The organism is Microbacterium sp. AC145, from assembly GCF_979258505.1.
Genome location: NZ_OZ409859.1, coordinates 3,422,068 through 3,443,805 on the forward strand (window position 1 = coordinate 3,422,068; position 21,738 = coordinate 3,443,805).

Annotated in this window: 26 protein-coding genes; 19 read left to right on the forward strand and 7 right to left on the reverse strand. The window is 69.0% G+C overall.

Annotated features, from left to right (window positions below):
* Window positions 1-102: 102 nt before the first annotated feature.
* Window positions 103-774, forward strand: coding sequence for a GOLPH3/VPS74 family protein (locus ACZZZN_RS16495; protein ID WP_463506206.1), 672 nt, complete (start codon window positions 103-105; stop codon window positions 772-774).
* A 6-nt stretch (window positions 775-780) separates the two neighbouring features.
* Here ACZZZN_RS16495 and ACZZZN_RS16500 read toward each other — a convergent pair whose 3' ends face one another.
* Window positions 781-1,530 (reverse strand): DeoR/GlpR family DNA-binding transcription regulator, encoded by a 750-nt coding sequence (locus ACZZZN_RS16500; RefSeq protein WP_463506207.1) that lies wholly within the window; start codon window positions 1,528-1,530, stop codon window positions 781-783.
* A 69-nt stretch (window positions 1,531-1,599) separates the two neighbouring features.
* On the opposite strand from ACZZZN_RS16500, the gene ACZZZN_RS16505 reads away from it, so the two are divergent.
* A complete protein-coding gene (locus tag ACZZZN_RS16505) occupies window positions 1,600-1,956 on the forward strand; it encodes a DUF4406 domain-containing protein (RefSeq protein ID WP_463506208.1) in 357 nt (118 codons plus the stop codon).
* 10 nt (window positions 1,957-1,966) lie between these two features.
* Here the strand turns inward: ACZZZN_RS16505 and ACZZZN_RS16510 are convergent, their stop codons facing one another.
* Window positions 1,967-2,425, reverse strand: a complete 459-nt coding sequence (locus tag ACZZZN_RS16510; RefSeq protein WP_463506209.1) for an META domain-containing protein — start codon at window positions 2,423-2,425, stop codon at window positions 1,967-1,969.
* 194 nt (window positions 2,426-2,619) lie between these two features.
* Between ACZZZN_RS16510 and ACZZZN_RS16515 the strand changes: the two genes are divergently transcribed.
* Together ACZZZN_RS16515 and ACZZZN_RS16520 are read left to right on the forward strand one after the other, a co-directional pair.
* Window positions 2,620-4,902: a beta-galactosidase gene (locus ACZZZN_RS16515; RefSeq protein WP_463506210.1), complete on the forward strand. Its 2,283-nt coding sequence runs from the start codon at window positions 2,620-2,622 to the stop codon at window positions 4,900-4,902.
* 70 nt (window positions 4,903-4,972) lie between these two features.
* Window positions 4,973-5,788 (forward strand): suppressor of fused domain protein, encoded by an 816-nt coding sequence (locus tag ACZZZN_RS16520; protein ID WP_463506211.1) that lies wholly within the window; start codon window positions 4,973-4,975, stop codon window positions 5,786-5,788.
* Between the two features lie 4 nt (window positions 5,789-5,792).
* On the opposite strand, the gene ACZZZN_RS16525 is transcribed toward ACZZZN_RS16520, so the two are convergent.
* Together ACZZZN_RS16525 and ACZZZN_RS16530 are read right to left on the reverse strand one after the other, a co-directional pair.
* Complete coding sequence (locus ACZZZN_RS16525; protein WP_463506212.1) at window positions 5,793-6,698, reverse strand: SDR family NAD(P)-dependent oxidoreductase; 906 nt, start codon at window positions 6,696-6,698, stop codon at window positions 5,793-5,795.
* Between the two features lie 24 nt (window positions 6,699-6,722).
* The gene (locus ACZZZN_RS16530; RefSeq protein ID WP_463506213.1) at window positions 6,723-7,295 is read right to left on the reverse strand and encodes an isochorismatase family protein; all 573 of its coding nucleotides are present in this window, start codon (window positions 7,293-7,295) and stop codon (window positions 6,723-6,725) included.
* Window positions 7,296-7,508: 213 nt separating this feature from the next.
* Between ACZZZN_RS16530 and ACZZZN_RS16535 the strand changes: the two genes are divergently transcribed.
* The 9 genes from ACZZZN_RS16535 (at window position 7,509) to ACZZZN_RS16575 (ending at window position 11,577) form a co-directional block, all read left to right on the forward strand.
* The gene (locus ACZZZN_RS16535) at window positions 7,509-8,033 is read left to right on the forward strand and encodes an Asp23/Gls24 family envelope stress response protein (RefSeq protein ID WP_463506214.1); all 525 of its coding nucleotides are present in this window, start codon (window positions 7,509-7,511) and stop codon (window positions 8,031-8,033) included.
* Window positions 8,030-8,218, forward strand: coding sequence for a DUF2273 domain-containing protein (locus ACZZZN_RS16540; RefSeq protein WP_201470711.1), 189 nt, complete (start codon window positions 8,030-8,032; stop codon window positions 8,216-8,218). Before ACZZZN_RS16535 ends, ACZZZN_RS16540 begins: the two co-directional genes overlap by 4 nt.
* Complete coding sequence (locus tag ACZZZN_RS16545) at window positions 8,218-8,613, forward strand: hypothetical protein (protein WP_463506215.1); 396 nt, start codon at window positions 8,218-8,220, stop codon at window positions 8,611-8,613. The genes ACZZZN_RS16540 and ACZZZN_RS16545 overlap by 1 nt, the downstream gene beginning before the upstream one ends.
* The gene (locus ACZZZN_RS16550) at window positions 8,610-9,194 is read left to right on the forward strand and encodes a DUF6286 domain-containing protein (protein ID WP_463506216.1); all 585 of its coding nucleotides are present in this window, start codon (window positions 8,610-8,612) and stop codon (window positions 9,192-9,194) included. Before ACZZZN_RS16545 ends, ACZZZN_RS16550 begins: the two co-directional genes overlap by 4 nt.
* Entirely contained in the window at window positions 9,191-9,805 is a 615-nt protein-coding gene (locus ACZZZN_RS16555) for a hypothetical protein (protein WP_463506217.1), read from the forward strand. Before ACZZZN_RS16550 ends, ACZZZN_RS16555 begins: the two co-directional genes overlap by 4 nt.
* 20 nt (window positions 9,806-9,825) lie before the next feature.
* Complete coding sequence (locus ACZZZN_RS16560; protein WP_463506218.1) at window positions 9,826-10,038, forward strand: hypothetical protein; 213 nt, start codon at window positions 9,826-9,828, stop codon at window positions 10,036-10,038.
* Window positions 10,039-10,138: 100 nt separating this feature from the next.
* The gene (locus ACZZZN_RS16565) at window positions 10,139-10,312 is read left to right on the forward strand and encodes a CsbD family protein (protein WP_053098095.1); all 174 of its coding nucleotides are present in this window, start codon (window positions 10,139-10,141) and stop codon (window positions 10,310-10,312) included.
* A gap of 78 nt (window positions 10,313-10,390) precedes the next feature.
* A complete protein-coding gene (locus ACZZZN_RS16570) occupies window positions 10,391-11,212 on the forward strand; it encodes a hypothetical protein (protein ID WP_463506219.1) in 822 nt (273 codons plus the stop codon).
* A gap of 77 nt (window positions 11,213-11,289) precedes the next feature.
* The gene (locus tag ACZZZN_RS16575) at window positions 11,290-11,577 is read left to right on the forward strand and encodes a DUF7882 family protein (protein ID WP_463506220.1); all 288 of its coding nucleotides are present in this window, start codon (window positions 11,290-11,292) and stop codon (window positions 11,575-11,577) included.
* Window positions 11,578-11,637: 60 nt separating this feature from the next.
* On the opposite strand, the gene ACZZZN_RS16580 is transcribed toward ACZZZN_RS16575, so the two are convergent.
* The 3 genes from ACZZZN_RS16580 to otnK are packed head-to-tail and all read right to left on the reverse strand — an operon-like array spanning window position 11,638 to window position 14,332.
* On the reverse strand, window positions 11,638-12,432 hold the full coding sequence (locus ACZZZN_RS16580; protein ID WP_463506221.1) for a DeoR/GlpR family DNA-binding transcription regulator: 795 nt from the start codon (window positions 12,430-12,432) through the stop codon (window positions 11,638-11,640).
* Window positions 12,433-12,444: 12 nt separating this feature from the next.
* A complete protein-coding gene (locus ACZZZN_RS16585) occupies window positions 12,445-13,101 on the reverse strand; it encodes a class II aldolase/adducin family protein (protein WP_463506222.1) in 657 nt (218 codons plus the stop codon).
* On the reverse strand, window positions 13,085-14,332 hold the full coding sequence (gene otnK, locus ACZZZN_RS16590) for a 3-oxo-tetronate kinase (protein WP_463506223.1): 1,248 nt from the start codon (window positions 14,330-14,332) through the stop codon (window positions 13,085-13,087). The genes ACZZZN_RS16585 and otnK overlap by 17 nt, the downstream gene beginning before the upstream one ends.
* A gap of 163 nt (window positions 14,333-14,495) precedes the next feature.
* On the opposite strand from otnK, the gene ACZZZN_RS16595 reads away from it, so the two are divergent.
* From ACZZZN_RS16595 to solA, 6 genes are all read left to right on the forward strand, one after another.
* Window positions 14,496-15,794, forward strand: a complete 1,299-nt coding sequence (locus ACZZZN_RS16595) for a homoserine dehydrogenase (RefSeq protein ID WP_463506224.1) — start codon at window positions 14,496-14,498, stop codon at window positions 15,792-15,794.
* A complete protein-coding gene (locus ACZZZN_RS16600) occupies window positions 15,791-16,789 on the forward strand; it encodes an amidohydrolase family protein (protein ID WP_463506225.1) in 999 nt (332 codons plus the stop codon). The genes ACZZZN_RS16595 and ACZZZN_RS16600 overlap by 4 nt, the downstream gene beginning before the upstream one ends.
* Window positions 16,789-18,084 (forward strand): MFS transporter, encoded by a 1,296-nt coding sequence (locus tag ACZZZN_RS16605; protein ID WP_463506226.1) that lies wholly within the window; start codon window positions 16,789-16,791, stop codon window positions 18,082-18,084. Before ACZZZN_RS16600 ends, ACZZZN_RS16605 begins: the two co-directional genes overlap by 1 nt.
* Window positions 18,077-19,009, forward strand: a complete 933-nt coding sequence (locus tag ACZZZN_RS16610) for an amidohydrolase family protein (RefSeq protein ID WP_463506227.1) — start codon at window positions 18,077-18,079, stop codon at window positions 19,007-19,009. Before ACZZZN_RS16605 ends, ACZZZN_RS16610 begins: the two co-directional genes overlap by 8 nt.
* 37 nt (window positions 19,010-19,046) lie before the next feature.
* A complete protein-coding gene (locus ACZZZN_RS16615) occupies window positions 19,047-20,354 on the forward strand; it encodes an MFS transporter (protein WP_463506228.1) in 1,308 nt (435 codons plus the stop codon).
* A gap of 253 nt (window positions 20,355-20,607) precedes the next feature.
* Window positions 20,608-21,735, forward strand: a complete 1,128-nt coding sequence (gene solA / locus ACZZZN_RS16620) for an N-methyl-L-tryptophan oxidase (protein ID WP_463506229.1) — start codon at window positions 20,608-20,610, stop codon at window positions 21,733-21,735.
* The last annotated feature ends 3 nt before the right edge of the window (window positions 21,736-21,738 follow it).

The following is a 21,738-nucleotide window of genomic DNA, read 5'->3' on the forward strand; positions in this document are numbered from 1 at the left end:
ATTCGAGCGCCGCGTCCTCCTCGGAGGGCGCGGCGTCCGTGCATCCACAAGTCATCCGATCGGGGGATGCCGCGGCGTGAGCGGCCGTCGTAGCGTGGATGCATGCTGATCGTCGAAGAACTCCACATGCTGCTCCTTCGGCCCGACGGCCGGATCGAGAGCTCTGTGAGCGTCAATCGTCTCTATGGTGAGATCGCCGCCGTCATCGTCGATCTCGCGCTGCACGGGCGGGTCACCGTCTCGACCGAGAAGAATCCGGTGGTCGACGTCGTGTCGACCGAGCCGACCGGGAATCCGATCCTCGACACGACACTCGAGAGGCTCGTACCGTTGCGTGGCAAGCGGCTGCAGTCGCTCGTCACGCGCCCCAAGCTCGACCCGCTCGAGATCGTCGTCGAGTCGCTCGTGGTGCAGGGCGTGCTGATCCGCGGCGAACGCGGGTTCTTCGGCTGGGGCTCGGCGCGCACGCCGGAGTCCGACCCCGCACCCGAGCACGTGCTGCGTTCTCGGCTGGCCGCCGTGCTCGCGGGCACGGCCGCGCCCTCGCAGGCCGACCTCGCCCTGCTGTCGATCCTGCAGAACCTCAACGCCGCACACGCGATCCTGCGCGACGAGTGCGGCGGGGTCTCGTCGCGCGACCTCACGCGTCGGATCGACGAGCTGACTGCGGGATCCACCACCGGGGATGCTGTGGCCAAGGCCGTGAACGACGCGATCGCCGCCGCGATGATCGCCATCATGACCCCGACGATCGTGGCGGCCACGATCACCTGACGTCTGTCAGCGCAGCACGGGCACCCGCTCGGCGAGGGCGTCGATCACCGGTGCGGTGTCGTGAGGGTCGACGACGATGCCGGCCACCGCGTCGAGGTCGAGCACGGGAAAACGCGACACGGATCCGATCTTCTCCTCGCTGCCGAGCCCGAAGGTCTGCGCGCAGCGTGCGGCGATCGCCCGTTTCGTGACGGCGTCGTCGAGATCGCCGGTGGTCAACCCGTGCGTGGGGTCGATGCCGGTGACGCCGAGGAAGAACGCATCGGCCGCGAGATGCTGCACGGCCTCCATCGCCAGGGGGCCGCTCGCCACCATCGAGAATCGGGCGAGTTCGCCGCCGATCATCACGATGCGCGCGTCGGAGTGCTCGGCCGCAGCGAGCGCGACGGCCGGGCTCGGTGTGATCACGGTGAGGCCGGCGCCGTGGGGCAGCATCTGCGCCATCGCGAGGGTGGTGGTTCCGGCATCCAGCACGATCGTGGATGCCGGTGCGATCAGTTCGACGGCGCGGCGGGCCACGCGCTGCTTGCTGTCGGTCGACAGGGTGAGGCGCTGCTCGACAGGCCGGTCGGCGGCGGGGATGGGGAGGGCGCCGCCGTAGACGCGCACGAGCTCACCCGCATCGGCGAGTTCGCGCAGGTCGCGGCGGATCGAGTCCTCCGACAGTCCGAGGTCTCGCGCCACCTCCTTCGCCACGACGCGGCCGTCTCTGTGCAGGATCTCCCGCAGCAGGTCCTTGCGCTGTGTACCCAGCATCCGACTCCCTGAATCATGTTTTTTCGTGAAGTTGCACGTTCTTGCACGGTTAACGCTACAGTCTTCCGCATGACATCTCCACTCCTGATCCTGATCGCCGGCCCCTACCGCTCGGGCACCGGCGGCGACCCCGCACTCATCGCCCGCAACCTCGAGCGCCTCGAAGAGGCCGCAGCCCCCATCCACCGTCTCGGGCACGTGCCGATGATCGGCGAATGGGTCGCGCTGCCGATCCTCCGCGGGATGGACGAGACGGATGCCGCCGGCGGCGACGTCATGTACGAGACGGCCCATCGCCTGCTGCAGCACTGCGACGCCGTGCTGCGCCTGCCCGGCGAATCGACCGGCGCCGACAAGGACGTCGAGATCGCTCTCGAACGAGGCCTGCCCGTGTACCGATCGATCGAGGAGATCCCCGCCGTCTGAGCGACGCGGGCTAGTCGTCGGCCCTCACCATGGTGCCGGTGGGTCCATCCGCCGGGCCGTAGAGCCCGAGGGTGGAGTCCAGCGCCATCGCGCCGTCTGACAGTACGAGCCACGCGTCGAAGCCCTCCGGGCATCCCTTCTCGGTGCTCATCTCGAACTGCAGCCGGATGGCGCCGCCCGAGATGTCGCTCCACGTTCCCGAGTGCGTGTTGCATCCGTCGAAGCCGACCATCGTGCCGTCCGCGCTCAAGGTCAGCGTGACATCGGGGTCGTCCGGTGACACCCAGTCTCCGACCAGGTCGTCACGAACGTCGGCGGATGCCGACGCGGATGCCGACGGAGCGGGCTGCGCGGTGGCGGATGCCGCCGCGGGCTCGTCCGGCTCCTGCGCCGTGCACCCCACCAGGGCGGCCGCGACGACGATCGCGACCAAGAGGCAGCCGCCCAGACCTGAACGCTGTGATCTCATCGCGCTCTCCCTCATCGGAGTGGAGCACGCCGTCTCGGATGCGGCATGCGGTCGAATCGATGCACGGCGGCGTGCGCCCTGCAAGCATCCGGCCGCAGGGCCACCGATATTCACCGTGACCGCTGCTCCGTCATCGATCGCCGTCGGAGATCCGTAGGCTCGGGAGAGCACGCCACGGACTTCGAAGGAGAATCATGCCCGCGACGTCGACACTGCGGACTCTCACCCTGCGCGACGATCGGCCGCCCCTCATCGAGCCGACCATGAGCAATACCGAGGACCCGCATGAGCGGCTGCGTCTCACGAGCCGGTGGATCGAGATCGACGGCACGCCCACGGTGCCCGTCACCGGCGAGATGCACTTCAGCCGCATCCCGCGCAGGCGGTGGGAGGAGGAGCTGCGGCTGCTCGTGGCATCCGGTCTCACCTCGGTGTCGACGTACGTCTTCTGGATCCATCACGAGCGACAGCGCGGACAGGTGCGGTTCGACGGCGATCTCGACCTCGCGGCGTTCCTCGAGACGGCCGAACGCGTGGGCATCGACGTGATCCTCCGCATCGGGCCCTGGTGCCACGGCGAGGTGCGCGGCGGAGGGCATCCCGATTGGGTGGTCGCCGCTCTCGGTGACCGTGCGCGCACGAACGATGCGGAGTACCTCGAGCTGGTCCGTGACTGGTTCGGCAGCATCGCCGATCAGGCGCGCGCCTTCTGCGGACCCGACCGCCCGATCGTCGGCATCCAGCTCGAGAACGAGCTGCACGATCAGCCCGACCACATCGCGACGCTCAAGGCCATCGCCCGCGACGCCGGACTCACCGCTCCGCTGTGGACCGCGACCGGCTGGGGCGGTGCGATGCTGCCCCCGCACGACGTCTTCCCCCTGTACAGCGGATACGCCGACGGCTTCTGGGCAGGTCAGGGATCCACGTGGGACGACAGCTTCCGCGACCACTTCCGCTTCACGCACGTGTGGGACGACCCGGGGGTGGGCGGTGACTTCCGCGACGCGGATGCCGAGATCGTGGTCCGGCCGGTCGACCCGGAATTCCCACCGTCGACCTGCGAGCTGGGTGGCGGCATGGCGACCGCCTATCACCGGCGTCCGATCGCACGCGGTCGGGACATCGCGGCCCTCGCCAACGTGAAGATCGGCAACGGCTCGGCCTGGCAGGGGTTCTACATGTACGCGGGAGGGGTGAATCCGGAGGATGGGCTGCAGGAGAGCCTGGCCACGGGGTATCCGAATGACCTGCCGCGCTTCGACTACGACTTCCAGGCCGCGTTCGGCGCGACCGGGCGGCCGGGGCCGAGCCTCGGTGTGCTGCGCGATCACAACGCGTTCCTCGCCGCGTTCGGGCCCTTCCTCGCCGACACGTTCAGCGCACTTCCCGATGACGCGCCGGTCGAGGTGCACGACCTCGACTCGCTCCGGTGGGCGGTGCGCGGCGATGGAGCGAGCGGCTTCCTCTTTGTGAACACGCATCAGCCCCACGACCCGCTCTCCGGCTCGCCCGCGGTGCAGTTCCGGATTCCGCTCTCCGGCGGCGATCTGGTCGTCCCCGACCGCCCCATCGACATCCCGAGCGGAGTGATCGCGCGGTGGCCGCTGCGGCTCGACGTCGCCGGGGTGCGGCTCGAATGGGCGACGGCATCCGTATCGGGTCTCGTGGCGGGCGCGGGTGGGGAATCGCCGACTCTGGTGCTGCGCGCACATGACGGCGTCGCCGCGCGCGTGCAGCTCGATGCGGGCGTGCACGCTCTGCTCCGAGGCGTCGCGGTGGATGCCGCAGCGCCGCTCGACCTGGAGGCGGGCGATGTCCTCCTGGTCGACGATGCGCTGCGCATCCTGGTCGTCGGGGAGAGTCAGGCGGAGCGGCTCTGGTACCTCGGTGCCGAGCTGATCGATTCGACGGAGGCCGTGTGGCGGGAGCCGGGTGGCCTCGTGGTGCGCGCGGAGTATGAACCCATGAGCTTGGTGTGGCGAGACGGGCGCTTCGTGCCGCTCGAGCTGCGCACCGATGCGCACCCCGGAACGACCCGGCTGGTGCTCGACGAGGTGCGGCCCGCCGGTGACCCTCCGGCCCGGTACGGCGAGTCGATGGGTCGTTCGGCCGCGCCGGATGCCGCGCAGTTCGACGAGGTCGCCGGTGTCTGGCGGGTCCTGCTGCCGGCACCGCGAAATGGTGCGGACGGCGACCTCGTCGAGCTCGTGATCGAGTGGGAAGGTGACGTGGCTCAGCTGCGTGCCGATGGCGTGGTCGTCCACGACCGTTTCTGGGATGGTTCGATCTGGCGCCTCGACATCACCGAGCTCGCCTCCACGGTCGACCTCACCCTGCACGTCGCGCCGATCGCCGCGCACAGCGTGATCGACCTCGACGAGTCCGTGCGCGCACGCGTCGACGAGGCGGGACGCCTCGGATCCGTCATCCGCGTCGACCATGTCGTGTCGTCGCGGTGGACCGCGGCGCTGTGACCGCGTCGCAGGGCGAAGCGTCGGATGAGGATCGTTGCGATGCCCGGCGGATCCCTGTGAGACTGGGGCGATGACGGACGGTCTCGAGTTCCCTCGCCATGTCTTCGATTCGCTCGGTGCGGATCCCATCGCCTGGGAGGACCGCATCGGCGGCGCGATCCGCGTGGTCGAGAAGCGCCCGGAGGGCGGACCCATCACGGTGATGACCTCGGGGGCGTCGCTGATGCCCACGGACTCGGGCGAGCGCGTCGAGCTGGCGGTCGAGGTGCTCGACGGTCAGCAGGGTGCAGCACGGATCGCGCTCGGCATCGTGTGCGACGACATGCACACGAACCGGCGGGTGCCGCCGGTCGGCGCACCGTGGCGCAACACCGAGCCGTTCCTCACCGGCACGCGCATCTCGGCGATCATGGTCACGCCGTCTCGCTGGGGGAGCTCGTTCGACGAGGTGCGCTCCGACGACGGCGCGGTGATCGGCCACGTGCGCACGCTGCGTCTGCTCACGGATGCCGAAGCCGGTGTCGTGTCGGCGCAGGGGTGGGAGGCGCTGGTCGCCGCCGCCGGGTCTGTGGATGCCCTGCTCGACGTGACCCGCGACGATGCCGTCTCCTCACCGGGGCTGGCGGGAAACGCGCCGGTGTTCCTCTCGAAGCTGCACGCGGAGCATCCGCCGCGCTGGATCACCTTCACCGGGCGCGACCTGCAGTCGGTCACCGGGCTCGAGTCGGAGGCCTACATGAACGACTCCGCGAATCATGAGGTGTGGTCCGTCGATTCGTTCGTCGCCCGATTCCCGTGGGTCGAGGGATTCGTGCGCGAGGCGAAGACGGGCCAGACCGGACGGTTCACCGACGCGTCCGGCGCGTATGTGATCGAAGACGCCTGAGTGCTCAGACCGCGAAGCGCACTCCGGTGAGCTCCTCGGCCACCGTCCACAGCTCTGCGCCGACGTCGCGCGACCGCACCTGATCGCTGGCGCGCACCCGCGTCGGGGCGCCCCGGAACTCGAGCAGCCCGCCCGGCCCCCAGTAGTCGCCGCCGGTGGCGTCGGCTGCGACGGCCGCATGCACCACGGGCGCGGCTCCGGCATCCTTGCCCTGCACGAGCGGGCGGCTGAGCGAGGCGAGTGCGCGCGTCACCGATGAGACATGGGCGAGCCCGTCGCGGTGCGGGGTGAGCGGATCGACCGCGTAACCCGGATGCGCGCACAGCGCAGACCGCGCGGTGCCACGCCACCGACGGTCGAGCTCGAAAGTGAGAGACATGAGCGCGGCCTTCGACCGGCCGTACTGGCGCAGCGATGCCCCGGCCCAGGGCTGCGCCAGCGTCGGCGGATCGATCTCCGCGAAGCGGTGCGCCAGCGAGCCGACCGCGACGACCCTGGCGCCGCCTCCGAGCACGCCTCCGAGCTGGGCGAGCAGCGCGAAATGACCGAGCGCGTTGGTGCCCACCATCAGGTCGAGACCGTCGGCGGTGCGCGCAGCACGGTCGGCCGCCTTGACGCCGGCGTTGCAGATGACGGCGTCAAGGCGTTCGTGCAGCGACGAGGCCGCAGCGGCGATGCTCGCGAGCGACCCGAGATCGACCTGCAGGATGCCGAGATCGGCGCCAGGCACGTGGGAGCGGATCGCAGAGACCGCGACCTCGGCGCGCTCGGTCGACCGGCATCCGAGCAGCACGCGGGCGCCGCGTGCGGCGAGGATCTCGGCGCACCAGTATCCGATGCCCGCGTTCGCGCCGGTCACGAGTATCGTGCGACCGTCGAGGCGGGGGAGTGCGGTCGGGGAGGAGAGCATGTCCTCCAACCTAGGCGCTGGGCCTCAGACGGTGACGCCCACGCGGTCGGCCGTGCGGATCACGGTCGCGAACCCTCGAGCGGCGAGGATGCTCTCGGTGCGGCGCAGGATGTCGTCGCCCGAGACCGCCGACAGGGCGCCGCTCGCCTCGATCGGAGAAGTCGTCGTCGCATCGGTCACGAACTCGACCGCGAAGCCCAGATCGCTCGCCATACGGGCGGTCGTCTCGCAGCACTGCTCGGTGCGGATGCCGCACACGACCACCGTCGCGACGTCGAGGTCGCGCAGCTGCCGCTCCAGATCGGTCGAGGTGAAGGCGTTCACCGTGGTCTTGGTCACGGCGATCTCGTCGTCATGCGGATCGAGCTCGGCGAACACCCGCACGAAGCCGAGCTCGGGATCGAACACCCCACCGGTGCCGGGCTCGGAATGGGTGACCCACGCCACCGGGTCGCCGACCCGACGTGCGTGCTCGACCAGACGTGCGATGTTGTCGACGGCATCCGGGTTGGCGGTGGACGCCCACTCGTCGGGCCGCTGACGGAACGATTCCTGCGCGTCGATGACCAGCAGGGCGGTGGAGGAAGCAGTGTTCATCCGTTCATCCTCGTGCCGAACGGGGGCGAGCGACAGGGCGCGCTCGGTCATCATGCGCACGTTCTCCGCCATCCGGAATCGACCCCCAAAGATTCTTCCGACGAATGTGTGACGAATTCCCATCCCCGTGCGTCCTATCTGTGAGCGACCGAAACGCTCCCGGTGAGGCCACCAGGTCTCGCAGCCGGAACAACGTGAGACGAAGGACTTGTCATGGCAACTCAGGATCAGAACACCGCTGCCGCTCCCGCCGAGAAGGAGCTGGCTCAGACCACCGCCGCGCCGAAGGCGCCGGGCTCCACCTCGCGTGTGGACCGCTCGTCGTCGTTCTCGTCGTCGCGGATCCCCGCCGACACGGATGCTGCGGGCAAGACGGTCATCGCCGACGGCGTGGTCGCCAAGGTCGCCGGCATCGCCGCCCGTGAGGTCGCCGGAGTCTTCGCGCTCGGCGGCGGTGGAGCACGCGCCTTCGGCGCGATCCGCGACGTGATGAACGCCACCGACCTGTCGCAGGGCGTCAAGGTCGAGGTCGGCGAGACCCAGGCCGCAGCCGACATCACGATCGTCGTCGAGTACCCGGCGCCGATCCAGGAGGTCGCGGGCAACGTGCGTGCCGCCGTCGCCGGAGCCATCACCCGCCTGGTCGGACTCGAGGTCGTCGAGGTCAACGTCGAGGTCAACGACGTGCACGTGCCGGGTGACGACACCACCGAGAACGAGGAGTCGCGAGTCTCATGACACCGACCACCACCGGCGCGCTGATCGGCGCGCTCCTGGCTCTGGCTGCGCTGATGTTCGGGTTCTGGGGATTCCTCCTCATGGCTCTGTTCGCCGGCGTCGGCGCGATCATCGGCAGGATCATGTCCGGCAAGATCGACGTCCGCGGCATCGCGGACGCCTTCACAGGGCGGCGCACCTCCTGATGCGCGTCGACCAGCACATCGCCACCGGTGGCGGCCCCGCGGGGGTCGCCACCGGAGAGGCCACCGTCCCGGGGCGCGTCGACGTGAAGGAGCGCGTGTACCGCACGGTCACCGAGAAGGCGTCCGCAACCCTGATCGGTGTGCCGCGCGGTGACGTGAAGGTCGATGTCGTCGAGCATCACCGCGGGCTCAGCGTGCGCATCGCGACCCCGTTGCCTGTTCCCGATCTCGACGACACCGTCGCGATCTCCCAGAGCGTCCCGGTTCTCGAGCGGGCCCGTCAGCTGCAGGAGCAGCTGCAGCGGGATCTCTCGGGGGTCCTCGGACGCGATGTCACCCGGATCACCCTCACCATCACCGGTGCCACCATTCCCGAAAGGAGACGAGTGCGATGACCACCCCGGTTCTGCGCCGTGTCGTACGGCGCGAGACGCACTCACCGCGCACCGTCGCGATGTTCGTCGCCGTCGTGCTCCTGATCCTCGCCCTCGCGTACATCGGGCTGGAGATCGTGCTGAGTCTCGCCGCACAGCCCGCGCTGCTTTTGGGCCCTGCGGCGGCGGGCGGATGGCTGGTGGGGCTTCCCACCGCGCAGCCCGCAGGCCTCGTGATCGCAGGCAGTGTCGTGCTCGCCCTGATCGGCCTGGTCTTCATCGTCCTGGCCGTCACGCCCGGTCGGCTCTCGAAGCACACGCTCGAGGCGGGTGATCGAGCGGTCGTCGTCGACAACGGCGTGATCGCCAGCGCGCTCGCTCAGCATGTGTCGGAGGAGACGGGTCTCGCCCGCGAGAACGTGACCGTCGGTGTCGGCCACCGCAGCGTCGACATCACCGTGCGCCCCGGCGCCGGCATCCCGCTGGAGGCGAGCGCCGTGCAGTCGGCCGCCGAGGCGCAGCTGCAGAACTATCGCTTGGGCACGGCCGTGCGCACCCGCGTGCGCATCGAGCGCCCCACCGAGACGGAGGACGAGCTGTGAACAACACCAATCGTGCACTGAACCGCACGCTGCTGCTCATCATCGGGCTGCTGTTCCTCGCGCTCGGAGCACTCGGCATCGCGATCATGAGCTGGCCGACGGCGGCCGACGTCTGGACCTCGGCGGGCGACGGCGCTCTCTCCTGGCTCGACCAGGCGATGGCGGCCACCGCGATCGCGGGAGGCGCTCTCTCGTGGATCGGCATCGGCTCCGTGGCGGCCATCGTCGTCGTCATCGTGCTGCTGGTCGTCGCCCTCGTCAGCATCGCCGGCCGCCGCTCCCGCACCGCGTTCCGTTCGACCGGTGAGCAGAACCCGCTCGGACGCGTCACCGTCACCGAGTCGTTCGTGTCGGATGCCGTGAAGAACTCGCTCGCCACGCGTGACGAGATCCTCTCGGCTCAGGTCACCGCCAACGACATCCGGCGCCAGCCCGTGCTGCACGTGGCGGTCACGCCGCGACAGAACACCGACCCGCGTGAGCTCGTCGATCTCGTCGACCGACTGCTCACCAACCTCGCCACCCTGACCGGGCGCGAGACCGCGACCTACGTGTCGATCCACACCGGCCTCCGGGCGCGCCTCGCCCAAGACCAGCGACGTCTGTCGTGACCGGAAGACAGGAGAACACCATGCGAAACAAGATCCTCCTCATCGGCGCCGTGGCCTTCGTCGCCTACATCCTGGGCAGCCGGTCGGCGACCGTGCAGGTGAACAAGGGCGAGTCGGTGCGACACCAGCTGGTGCGCATGTGGAACGACCCGAAGGCGAAGAAGGAACGGAAGAAGAAGGCCGAGAAGGCTGCCAAGGCGGCCGAGAAGGCACTCGACAGGGTGCGCCGCTGACACCTGTCCACACACTTATCGTCGGTCGCGAAGAGCAACGGCGATAAGACTGCGGGAGTCCTCCCGCAGTCAACGATCACCCCCACGAAAGGAGCTCCTCATGGGACTCGATGACAAGATCAAGAACGCCGCTCAGGACATCGCCGGCAAGGCGAAGGAAGCGATCGGCAACGCGACCGACAACGACAAGCTCGCCGCCGAAGGCAAGGCCGACCAGGTCAAGGCCGACGCGAAGAAGGCCGGCGAGAACGTCAAGGACGCGTTCAAGAAGTAAGCCCCCCTGCGCGGGCGGGTGGAGGGCGATTCACACCTCCATCCGCCCGTTTTCGTGCGCCGAGGATGACGTGAGACGATGCCTCAGATGGATGCCGCTGCCGAGAGAGAGCTTCGCGAGCTTCGGGCTCGCGCCTACGGCCGCGATGCCGATATCGCGATGGATGCCGCGGCTGCTCGGCGGCTGCAGGAGCTCGAGTCCGAGCTGATCGCCCCGGTGGCCCCGGTGGCTTCGCACGCACCAGCGCCGGCACCAGCGGTGGCGCAGGCGGAGCACGCGCCGGACGACGCCGACGGACTGATCGCGATCGAGAGGTCTGCGAACGACGATGCGGCATCGCCGGATGCCGAGACCGAGTCCGCCCGCCGCGATGGGCGGCGCATCCGCCGGCGCGCGACCTGGTGGGCGGCATCCGTCGTCGCATCCGCCGCCGTGGCCGCAGTCGTGACCTTCACGCTCTCATCCACCGTGCCCGTGTCCGCATCGTCGGGAGCGCCGCAGATCGAGACGCTCCGGCTCGAAGCGGCGTCGGACCGCATCCCGGCGGAGTGGTTCGGCGTGCAGGACGACACGATCGGGGCCGACTTCCTCGGGTTCACCGTCTTCACCATCCCCGGCTGGTCTGTCGAAGACGACTCCGGTTCCGAGGGGCCGAACTGCATCGCGGTCGTGAAGACCGCTCAGATCCCGCCCGTCGACGACTTCGACCAGTACGACTGGACCTATGGCGGCGACTTCTACTCGGCGTGCGGCATCGGCGTCTTCCCCGCGACGGTCGAGGTGCCGATCCGAGGGGGCGCTCCCGACGAGGTGCTCGAGCGGTACCCCGCTGCCGAGGCGTTGCAGTTCGTGCTCGACGACGACCGGGTCGGGGTCTTCCTCGACGAAGGTTCCGACTGACACCTGCGGTGCATACTCATCACGGAGCGGATGGCAACCCCGTTCCCCCGGGGGAAATCCGCGACTAGCCTCGCGGGATGGGAACCCTTGAGTACAACAGCTCGCATCCGGCCATCGACATCGACGATGTGACTCTCGCACATCTCAAGATCGTCATCGGCACGAAGCTCCGCCGGCAGGAGAGCTTCATGATGACGTGGACGACCGGGGGGAAGGGCCCGGCCCGTCTGAGTGCATGGATCCACCCGAGCATCCCTCTCCTGATCGCGTTCGACGACGCGAAGCACGCTCCCATCGACGCGGAACGCGTCACGAAGATGATGGAGCACCTCAACGCGCACGGCGAGATCGTCGTGTCCCACTGACCGACTTCGGACGCTCGGTCGGATGCCGGTGGCGGCGGCGTTCGTCGGCAGAAGCTCTGACTAGGTGCGAACGACCGAGACGCCCAGTTCTTCGATGCCCGAGGCCGTGGCGTCGCTGAGCCCGGCATCCGTCACGATCAGGTCGAGATCGGTGAGGTCGAGCACGCGGTACCGGCCGAACGTGCCGTACTTCGAGCTGCCGGCGACGAGCACCGTCTCGCTCGCGCTCTCGAGCGCCGCGGTCTTGGGGGCGATCTTCGATTCGGTCGGGGTGGTGACGCCGCGGCGCAGATCCCACGACGACGACGAGAGGAAGGCGATGTCGATCGACAGCTCGTGCAGGGTGAGGGCGGCGAGGCGTCCGGTGGTCGACTGGTTGGCCTTCTCGACCCGCCCGCCGATCGCGATGATGTCGGCCGTGGGGTGATCGAGGAACGCGGCGATGATCGCCAGGTCGTTCGTCACGACGGTGAGATCCTGGATGCTCTCGAGGTGCGGGCGCATCGCCTGGATGGTCGTGCCCGCGTCGAGGTAGATGGTCATCGACTCGGTGACGAGGGATGCCGCGTGGCGGGCCATGGCATCTTTCTCGGCGACGTCTTGGCGGGCCTTCTCGAAGCGCGAGGGCTCGGCGACCAGGCGTGAGGCGATCTTGGCGCCCCCTGGCGTGGCCAGCACTCGTCCGGCCTCTTCGAGCACCGAGATGTCGCGACGGATCGTCATGTGGCTGACGCCGACGAGGTCTGTGAGCTGGCGATAGCTCAGCACCCCTTCACGGCGGAGGTGCTTGACGATCAGCTCGCGGCGCTGCTCGGGAATGAGCGGCGTCGATGCGGCAGAGGCGGGCTTCGTCATATCGTGGTCAGCCTAGCGAACGAGGGCGGCGCTCTCGGTCCAGGGAGTGCCCCACCGCGCGGCCAGTGCGGCGACGTCTTCAGCGGGCAGCAGGCGCCGGGGCTTGCCGTCGGTGAGCAGGGTGATGCGGCACGCCTCTTCGAGCTCGATCGCCGCCTCGATCGCGGCATCCAGGCCCGGCGCCGAGACGATCTGGCCGTGGTTGGCGAGCAGTGCGCCGTGGAACGGATGCGGCAGTGCGAGCAGCTGTGCGGCGAGGTCGGGGTCGCCCGGCACGCGGAACGGGACGAGGGGGCTCTGCCCGACGCGCATGACGAAGTAGGGCGTGAGGGGCGGGATCGCACTCGTGTCAGACCAGGGGTCGAGGCAGCTCGCCGCGACGGCGAACGGGGAGTGCAGGTGCACGACCGCCGAGTGGGAGGCGTTCTTCTCGTAGAAGGCCAGGTGCAGGGCGAGCTCTTTCGAGGGCTTCGCGCCGCGCACGAAGTCACCGTCGCGCGTGACGACCGCGATGTCCTCTTCCGACAGGCGGCCGAGGTCGGTGCCCGTGCCCGTCATGTAGACCAGGTCGTCGGCGAGGATGCTGACGTTGCCGCTGCTGCCGGGGCTGATCCCCGCTGCCGCGACGCGGGCGCCCGCGGCGATCAGATCGTCAATCGGTGAGGTCATCGAGCGCCCTCCAGGCGGTGGTGAACATGTCTTCGGAGCCGAAGTTCCCGGACTTGAGTGCGATGGTGAGCGGGCCGTGCGCCGAATCGGCGGCGCTCCAGCAGACGCCGGGCGCGATGCGCGGACCGATGTGCAGACGCTGGATGCCGAGGTGCTGGACCACGGCTCCCGAGGTCTCGCCGCCCGCGACGATCACCTGGGTGACGCCGAGGCTCTCGACGGCGCGGGAGACGATCTCCGAGAGCACTTCCTCGATGTGGCCCGCGACGGTGTTGCCCGAGGACCCGCGGCGGATGTCGTCGAGAGAGCCGACCGAGTAGACGACGGGGATCTCGTCGGCGGCCAGGCCCTGCAACCACGACACCGTCTCGGCGATGACGCCCTCGGGGTCTGTCGCGACGGCTTCGATGTCGAGCTTGCGGGTCGGCAGGGTCTCGGAGGCGTGGGCGATCTGCGCGCGGGTCTTCGCCGAGGCGCTGCCGCACACGATCAGGCGTCGTCCTGACACCGGCTCGATCTGCGAGAGCGCGCCGGGTCGTGGGCCGGTCATCCCGAGAGCGAGGCCCGCTCCGCCGCTCACCACGCGCCAGTCGGAGACGGCGGTGGCGATGGTCTCGAGGTCGGCATCGGTGATCGCGTCGACGACGGAGTATCCCGCAGTCGTCGAGGCCAGTGCACTGCGCAGCGCGGCCGGCCCGGCCCAGACGGTCGGTGCGGCCACCTCGTGGATCTCGCGGGTGGTCTGCGGGGCCAGGATGTCGCGCAGTCGTGACTGCGTCATCGGCGTGAGCGGGTGATGCCGCATGGGGGAGTGCTCGAGCAGCTCGTCGCCCACGAAGAGGTGACCGCGGTAGACGGTGCGACCGTTGTCGGGGAAGGACGGCACGACCACGGTGCGCTGCTCGCCGAGCTCGTCCATCACGGCGTCGAGGATCGGACCGATGTTGCCCCCGGGCGTGGAGTCGAAGGTCGAGCAGTACTTGACGTAGAACCGACGCGCATCGAGCGCCTCGAGGGATGCCACGGCCCGCACGCTCTGCGCGACGGCGGTGGCGACCGGGGCGGTGCGCGTCTTGAGTGCGACGACGACGGCATCCGCATCGCCGAGGGTCTGAGGGTCGAGAGGGGCATCCTCGATCGACACCACGGCGCGGAAGCCTCGCTCGCGCAGGGCGATGGCGAGATCCGTCGCGCCGGTGAAGTCGTCTGCGACTGCGCCGATTTCGATCACGCGTCCTCCTCGGGTAGGTGACACCATTTGACCACGTGTGAATCCATGTGAACAAATTTGATAATTCTGTATGACTGTGGAAAAGTGATCGACGCCCACGGGAGAACCCGCTCCCCGGGCATCGCACGACCGCACGGAACGTCCCGTGCAGAGGGGACCACCGATGACCCGCACTCCTGTTCGCGTCGCTCTCACCGGCGCACGCGGAGGCTTCGGCCGCACCTTCCTCGCTCAGCTCCGGTCGATCGACCGGATGACGGCGACGCAGCTCATCGACCCCGATGTCGACGGCGTGCGCACCCTCATCGCCGATCTCGACGGTCTTCCCGACGCCGAACCGATCCCCGGCCATGACGACGTCCGCTGGGACGAGATCGACGTGCTCGTCGAGGCTTCCGGCCGCGTCGAGGCGGGCTATCGGTATGCCGCAGAGGCGATCAGCCGAGGCATCCACGTCGTGATGGTCAGCAAGGAGATCGAGAGCGTGGCGGGTGTCTCGCTCGCGAAGGCCGCGCGAGAACGCGGTGTCGGCTACCTGCCCGGAGACGGCGACCAGCCGGCCAACCTGCTGCGCCTGCTCGACTGGGTCGAGAAGGTCGGTCTGCACGTTGTCGCCCTCGGAAAGTCCGGCGAGTACGACCTCGTCTTCGACCCCGCCACCGGCATCCTCGACCAGCAGGGCGAGCGGATCGACGCCTCGGGTCTCGGCGATCACCTGTTCCTCGCGGACGACATCCACGAGACCCTTGCTGCACGCGCCGCGATCGTGGCCCCGCTCAAGCGAGCTGCCGCCGCCGACTCGTGCGAGATGGCCGTCGTCTCGCTCTACTCGGGCGCCACTGCCGACACCGAGCGCATGCACTACCCGGTCGCGCGTCCCAGCGAGCTGGCCGACATCTACGCACGCCGCTCCGACGGCGGCCTGATCGACACCGAGCGCGCGGTCGACGTGTTCTCCGCCCTGCGCCTGCCCGGTGAGACGAGCTTCGCCGGCGGCGTCTTCACGATCGTCACGACGGGAGACGATGAGGTCTGGAACCTGCTCGCGGGCAAGGGGCACATCGTCTCGCGCTCGGGCGAGTACGCCTGCATCTATTGGCCGTACCACTTCATGGGCGTCGAGACGCCGCTCACGATCGACGCCGTCGCCACCGGCGCGACACCGTTCGCCGCACCGCGCCACCACACCGTGCTCGCGGCTCGGGCCTCCGAGACGCTCGCAGCCGGCACGACGTTCGAGGTGCGTGGGCACCACCACGAGATCGACGGCGTCCGCCCCGTGATCATCGACCGCGCCGATGCCCTCAGCGACACCGACGATGCGCTCGCGGCCGCCTACTACCTGCTCTCCGGTGCGCGACTCGTGCGCGACGTCGCGGAGGGCGAGCTCATCCGCATCTCCGACCTCGAGGGAGTCGCGGACGACGTGCGTGCCGCGTTCGTCGAGGGCGTCCGGCTGTGACCGTCGAGGCTGCTCGCCGCATCCGCGCGGCGCGTCTCCCCGAGGGATACGAGCTGCGGATCGTCGACGGGCACCACCACTTCTGGGATCTCGACGGCGACGGCCACTGGCCGTGGATCCAGGACGAGTACAACGAGGACTTCTTCCTCGGCGACTACAACGCGATGCGTCGCACCTTCCTGCCGCGTCAGTACCTGGCGGCGACCGAGGGCTGGGATGTCATCGGCACCGTGCATTGCGAGGCCGAGCGCGGCCGCAGCGAGCAGGTGGAGGAGGACGACTTCCTGCAGACGCTCAGCGACGCGACCGCCGGACGATTCCCGCTCGCCGCCGTCGCGCACGTCGGATTCCTGCAGGCCGACCGCGACGAGGTGCTGACCGCTCACGCACAGCGCTCGATCGTGCGCGGCATCCGCTCGAAGCCGGTGATCGCCGCTCGCGCCGACGAGCGCGCGACCGGCGCCGGCACGCTCCATGATCCGAAGTGGGTCGAGGGGATCGCCGCTCTCGCGGCACACGGATTCTCGTGGGATCTGCGCGTCCCGTACCACCACCTGGCCGAGGCGGCCGACGTGCTGGCCGACTTCCCCGACCTCCCCGTCGTCGTGAACCACTGCGGCCTGCCGCTCGATCGCTCCGCCGAGGGACTGCGTCTGTGGCGCGACGGCATGGAGCGCCTCGCCGCGCTGCCCGGCACCGTCGTCAAGGTGTCTGAGCTGGGCCTCTACCGCAACCGCTGGGATCGCCCGTCGAACGAGGTCGTGGTCAGAGACACCCTCTCGATCTTCGGTGCCGACCGCGCCCTGTTCGCCTCGAATCTGCCGGTCGCCACGCTCACCGCCCCCGACTTCGACGAAGTCATGGACACGATCCTCGCCGGTGCCGCAGGCCTCGACTCTGCGGGCCTCGATGCGCTGTTCCACGGCACCGCCGCGCGGGTCTACCGCCTCGATCTCTCTTCCCTTCCCTCCGACTCGCTCTCCAAGGACCACTGATGACCACCGTCGACCAGGGCACCGCCGCCCGCACCGCACGCCCCACGAAGATCCGCTGGTGGGTCATCGTCGTGCTGTTCGTCTTCTACACGATCAACTGCATCGACCGGGCCTCGCTCTCGGTCGCCCTGCCCACCATCAGCGCCGAGTTCCTGCTCGAACCCGCCGTGCAGGGCCTCATCCTCTCGGCGTTCTTCTGGACGTACTGCCTCTTCCAGATCCCCGGCGGCGCGGCCGCCGACAGGTTCGGACCGCGCAGGGTGATCGGCATCGCCGCCGTCATCTGGGGCTCCTTCACCGCGCTGGCCGGGCTCGCGGTCAACGCCGTGATGCTCGTGCTCAGCCGTCTCGGCCTCGGCGCCTTCGAGGCACCGTACATGCCGTCGGCCAACAAGCTCGTCACCCGCTGGCTGCCGGCGAAGCACCGCGCCACCGGTGTCACCCTCATCGACTCCGGTGCGCCGCTCGGATCGGCCTTCGGTGCGCTCGTCGTCACGGGCCTGATCACGGCGACGGGATCGTGGCGCTGGTCGTTCATCATCATCGGTCTCGCCACGGTCGTGATCGGCATCGGCGTCGCCCTCTTCATCCGTAACCACCCCTCGGAGCATCCGCTCGTCAACCGCGCCGAGGAGGAGCTGATCCGCTCGGGCGGCGTCGAGGAGCGCGTGGACGAGGAGCCGCCGGGCATGAGCCGGGCGACGGTCTTCTGGATGGTCGTCGGCCGCATCGGCTGGGCCATGGTCTTCTGGGGTCTGGTCACCTGGGGCCCGACGTACCTCTCGCAGGCTCGGGGCCTCGACCTCGCGGCGATGGGATTCGCGACCTTCCTCATCTTCCTGTGCGGAGCCTGCGGTGAGATCCTCAGCGGCATCCTCGCCGACACCCTGCAGAAGCGCATGTCTCCGAACCGCGCCTTCAAGCTGCTGTTCGGCGGATCCGGTGCCCTCAGCCTGCTCGCGCTCGCCGCGCTGCCGTTCGTGAGCGATGCCGCGACAGCGGTGACCCTGCTCTGCATCGGAGTGTTCTTCAACCTGTTCGGCGGCCTGTACTGGACGATCCCCGGTCGTCTGGCCAAGCCCGAGCGTGTGGGCGTCGTCGGCGGCGTGATGAACTTCGCCGGCACCTCGGCGGGCATCGTCGTGCCGATCGTCGCGGGCCTGCTGGTGCAGTTCACCGGCGGCTACACCGCCGTGCTCATCTACCTCGCGGTCTGTGCCGCGATCTATCTCGTCGGCTCGCTCTCGATCGACTTCGAGGGGCGCGGGGTGCGCAAGGCGGCCGTGCATGCCTGACCTCTACGACGGGCCGATCATCGACTCGCATCACCACGTGTGGGATCTCGGCCTCGGCCGGCACCCGTGGCTGGCCGCGGGTGCGAGCGTCGCCCACCGCTACGGCGACTACGAGCCCATCAAGCGCGACTACCTGCCGGCCGACTATCTGCGAGACATCGCGGGAACGGGCGTCGTCGCCTCGGTGTACATGGAGGCCGAGTGGACGCCGGGCGACGGTATGGCTGAGGTGCGCACCGTCGAGCGGTATCGCGAGGAGTCGGGCGTGCCAGGGGCGATGGTCGCGCAGGCCTGGCTCGACGCTCCGGATGCCGCCGATCGCCTGTCCGAGCTGGCCGCCGTGCCCGCGGTCAAGAGCGTACGGCACAAGCCCGGTGGGGCGACGTCGCGCGCTGACGTCGAGGCGGGCGTGCGCTCGCTGCTGAGTGACGACTCCTGGCGTGCGGGCTACGCGCTCCTCGCCGAGCACGGTCTGCACTTCGACCTGCAGACGCCGTGGTGGAACCTCGACGAGGCGCACCGTCTCGCCGCCGACTTCCCCGAGACGACGATCGTGATCGATCACGCGGGCGTGCTCGCGTCTCGCGACGACGAGACGGTCGCCGCCTGGCGCGCCGCCCTCGAGCGGGTCGCCGAGGCACCCAACGTCGTGATCAAGGCGTCGGGGCTCTGCGTCGCCGGGACGCCATGGACCGTCGAGGCCAACCGCGGTCCGATCGAGGATCTCGTGCGGATCTTCGGTGCCGAGCGCGTCATGTTCGGCAGCAACTTCCCCGTCGACGGCATGTTCATCGACTTCCGCGGCCTGGTCGACGGCTACCGCGAGATCCTCTCCGCCTTCGACGCCGACGCCCAGCGTGCGGTGTTCCACGACACGGCGCAGCGCGTGTACGACCCCAGACCTCTCACCGACCAGACCTCCTGACACCGACCCGCTCCCTGACGAACGACCAAGGACCCCCATGAACGTCAACGACGACAAGCTCTTCCGGAAGGTGATGCTGCGCGTGCTCCCGCTCGCGATGCTCGGCTTCTTCCTCTCGTACCTCGACCGCGTGAACATCGGATACGCGCAGGCGACGATGAGTGCCGACCTCGGCTTCTCGAACGTCGTCTACGGCCTCGGCGCCGGGCTGTTCTTCATCGGATACTTCATCTTCGAGATCCCCTCGAACCTGATCCTCGCCAAGGTCGGCGCACGCCGCTGGATCGCGCGCATCATGATCACCTGGGGCCTCATCTCGGGCCTCATGTTCATCGTCGACAGCGAGTGGATGTTCTACCTGCTGCGCTTCCTGCTGGGTGTCGCCGAGGCCGGGTTCATCCCCGGCATCCTCTTCTACATGGCGCACTGGTTCCCGGCCAGCCGGCGCGGCCGCGCCTGGGGCATCTTCTACATCGCCCTCGCATCGTCCGGCCTGATCGGCGGACCGGTCTCCGGGTTCATCCTCAGCGGTATGGACGGCGTCTGGGGCCACGCCGGATGGCAGTGGCTGTTCGTCATCGAGGCGATCCCGACCGTGCTGCTCGGCATCGTCATCCTGTTCTGCCTGCAGGAGGACTACCGCACCGTCACCTGGCTCACCGAACCCGAGCGTGATCGTCTCGGCGCCCTGCTCGCGGCGGAGCGCGTCGACGAGGCCGAGACCCCGCTGCGCAAGGTCTTCACGAGCAAGCTGATCTGGCTGCTCACCGCGGTCTACTTCTCGTACAACTTCGCCCTCTACGGCATCAGCTTCTGGCTGCCGACCCTGATCGGCGACCTCGGCATCACCGACACCGTGCAGGTCGGTTTCCTCAGCGCCCTGCCGAGCCTCGCCGCGATCGTGTCGATGGTGACGTTCGGGTTCCTGTCGGACCGTGCGGGCGAGCGCCGGAAGTTCATCGCCGCGGCCTTCCTGCTCAGCGCCACCGGCTTCGCGATCTGCATCATCGCGGGCACCGATCCGGTCTGGGGCATCATCGGACTCTGCCTCGCGAACGCCGGAGCCCTGTCGATCCCCGCGATCTTCTGGAGCTTCCAGACCTCGATGCTCGCCGGAACCGCGCTCGCCGGCGGAATCGCGCTCATCAACTCGACCGGAAACCTCGCCGGTTTCGCGGCGCCGTACCTGATCGGCTTCGTGAAGGACACCACCGGAGTCGCGACGATCGCGCTCTACATCACGGGCGCGATCATGATCGTCGGCGCGATCCTCACCATGACCGTGCGCCAGCATCGGGCGGTCAACAAGGCGGCGGATCTGCCCTCGGAGCTCGTCTCGAAGTAGTCCCCAGCGGCTCTCCCCGGGACCGGTGAAGCCCCCGCACGCGACTGCGTGCGGGGGCTTCGTCGTGCGGTCGGAAACGTGTGTGAAACCTCGTCCACTTCTTCGTGACACATTGCCGTCGTGTGCGTATCGAACGCACATTCCTGCGCGCACAACATGGGACATCGGCCCATAGTCGCGGTCATGCGGCGAGCCGCACACTGAACGACAACAGGCCGATGTGCTGCACCGGCCGAGTGAGAGACGGAGCATCATGGAGTCGTTCGAGGTCGCAGTCGTCGGGATGGGAGCGCTCGGCAGCGCAGCCACCTACCACCTGGCCCGTCGGGGAGCGAAGGTGGTCGCGCTCGAGCAGTACGAGCTCGGGCACGTTCGAGGCGCCTCGCACGACACGTCGCGCATCGTGCGGACCTCCTACGGCTCGAGCGCCTACGTGCGTCTCGCCCAGTCCGCCTATCGTGACTGGGCCGACCTCGAGCAGGAGTCCGGAGAGCGTCTGCTGACCATCACCGGCGGTGTGATCCTGCTGCCGACCGACGGCCCATACTCGGCGTCGGACTTCACCGCCGCGCTCACGGAGTGCGAGGTCGAGCACGAGCTGCTCTCGCCCGACGAGGTGCACGCGCGCTGGCCGCAGTTCCGCGTGCCCGAGAACGTCGAGACCGTCTACACCGCCGACACCGGGATCGCCCATGCCTCGCGCACCGTCGCCACGCTGCAGATGCGCGCCCGCGTGCACGGCGCCGACATCCGCGACCGCACTCCGGTCGAGCGTCTCACCCCGGACGGCGACGGCGTGATCGTGCACACCGCGAACGGTGACATCCGCGCCGGAAAGGTGATCCTCGCGACGGATGCCTGGACCAACACGCTGCTCGACCCGCTGGGCGCGACGATCCCCCTCGACATCATGCAGGAGCAGGTGAGCTACTTCCGCCCTGCCGAGCCGGACGACTACGACCGCGCGGTGTTCCCCGTCTGGATCTGGGAGGACCACGAGTGCTACTACGGGTTCCCCACCTACGGCGAGCCGACGATCAAAGCGGCCCGTGACGTGTCGGAGAACCGGATGACGCCCGAGACCCGGTCGTTCGTGCCCGATCCGGAGCTGATCGAACAGCTCACCGGGTTCATGCATGACGTCATCCCCGGGGCGGGCCCCGAGCTGCGGACCGTCACCTGTCAGTACGCGCTGACCAAGGATCGCCGGTTCGTGCTCAGCGCGCTGCCGCAGCATCCCGACATCATCGTGGGCCTGGCCGCCGGCCACGGCTTCAAGTTCACCCCGGCACTCGGCCGTGTGCTCGCCGAGCTCGCCCTCGACGGGGAGTCGACCGACGATCTGAGCGAGTTCGCGGCCGCCGACTCGATGCTCGTCTGATCC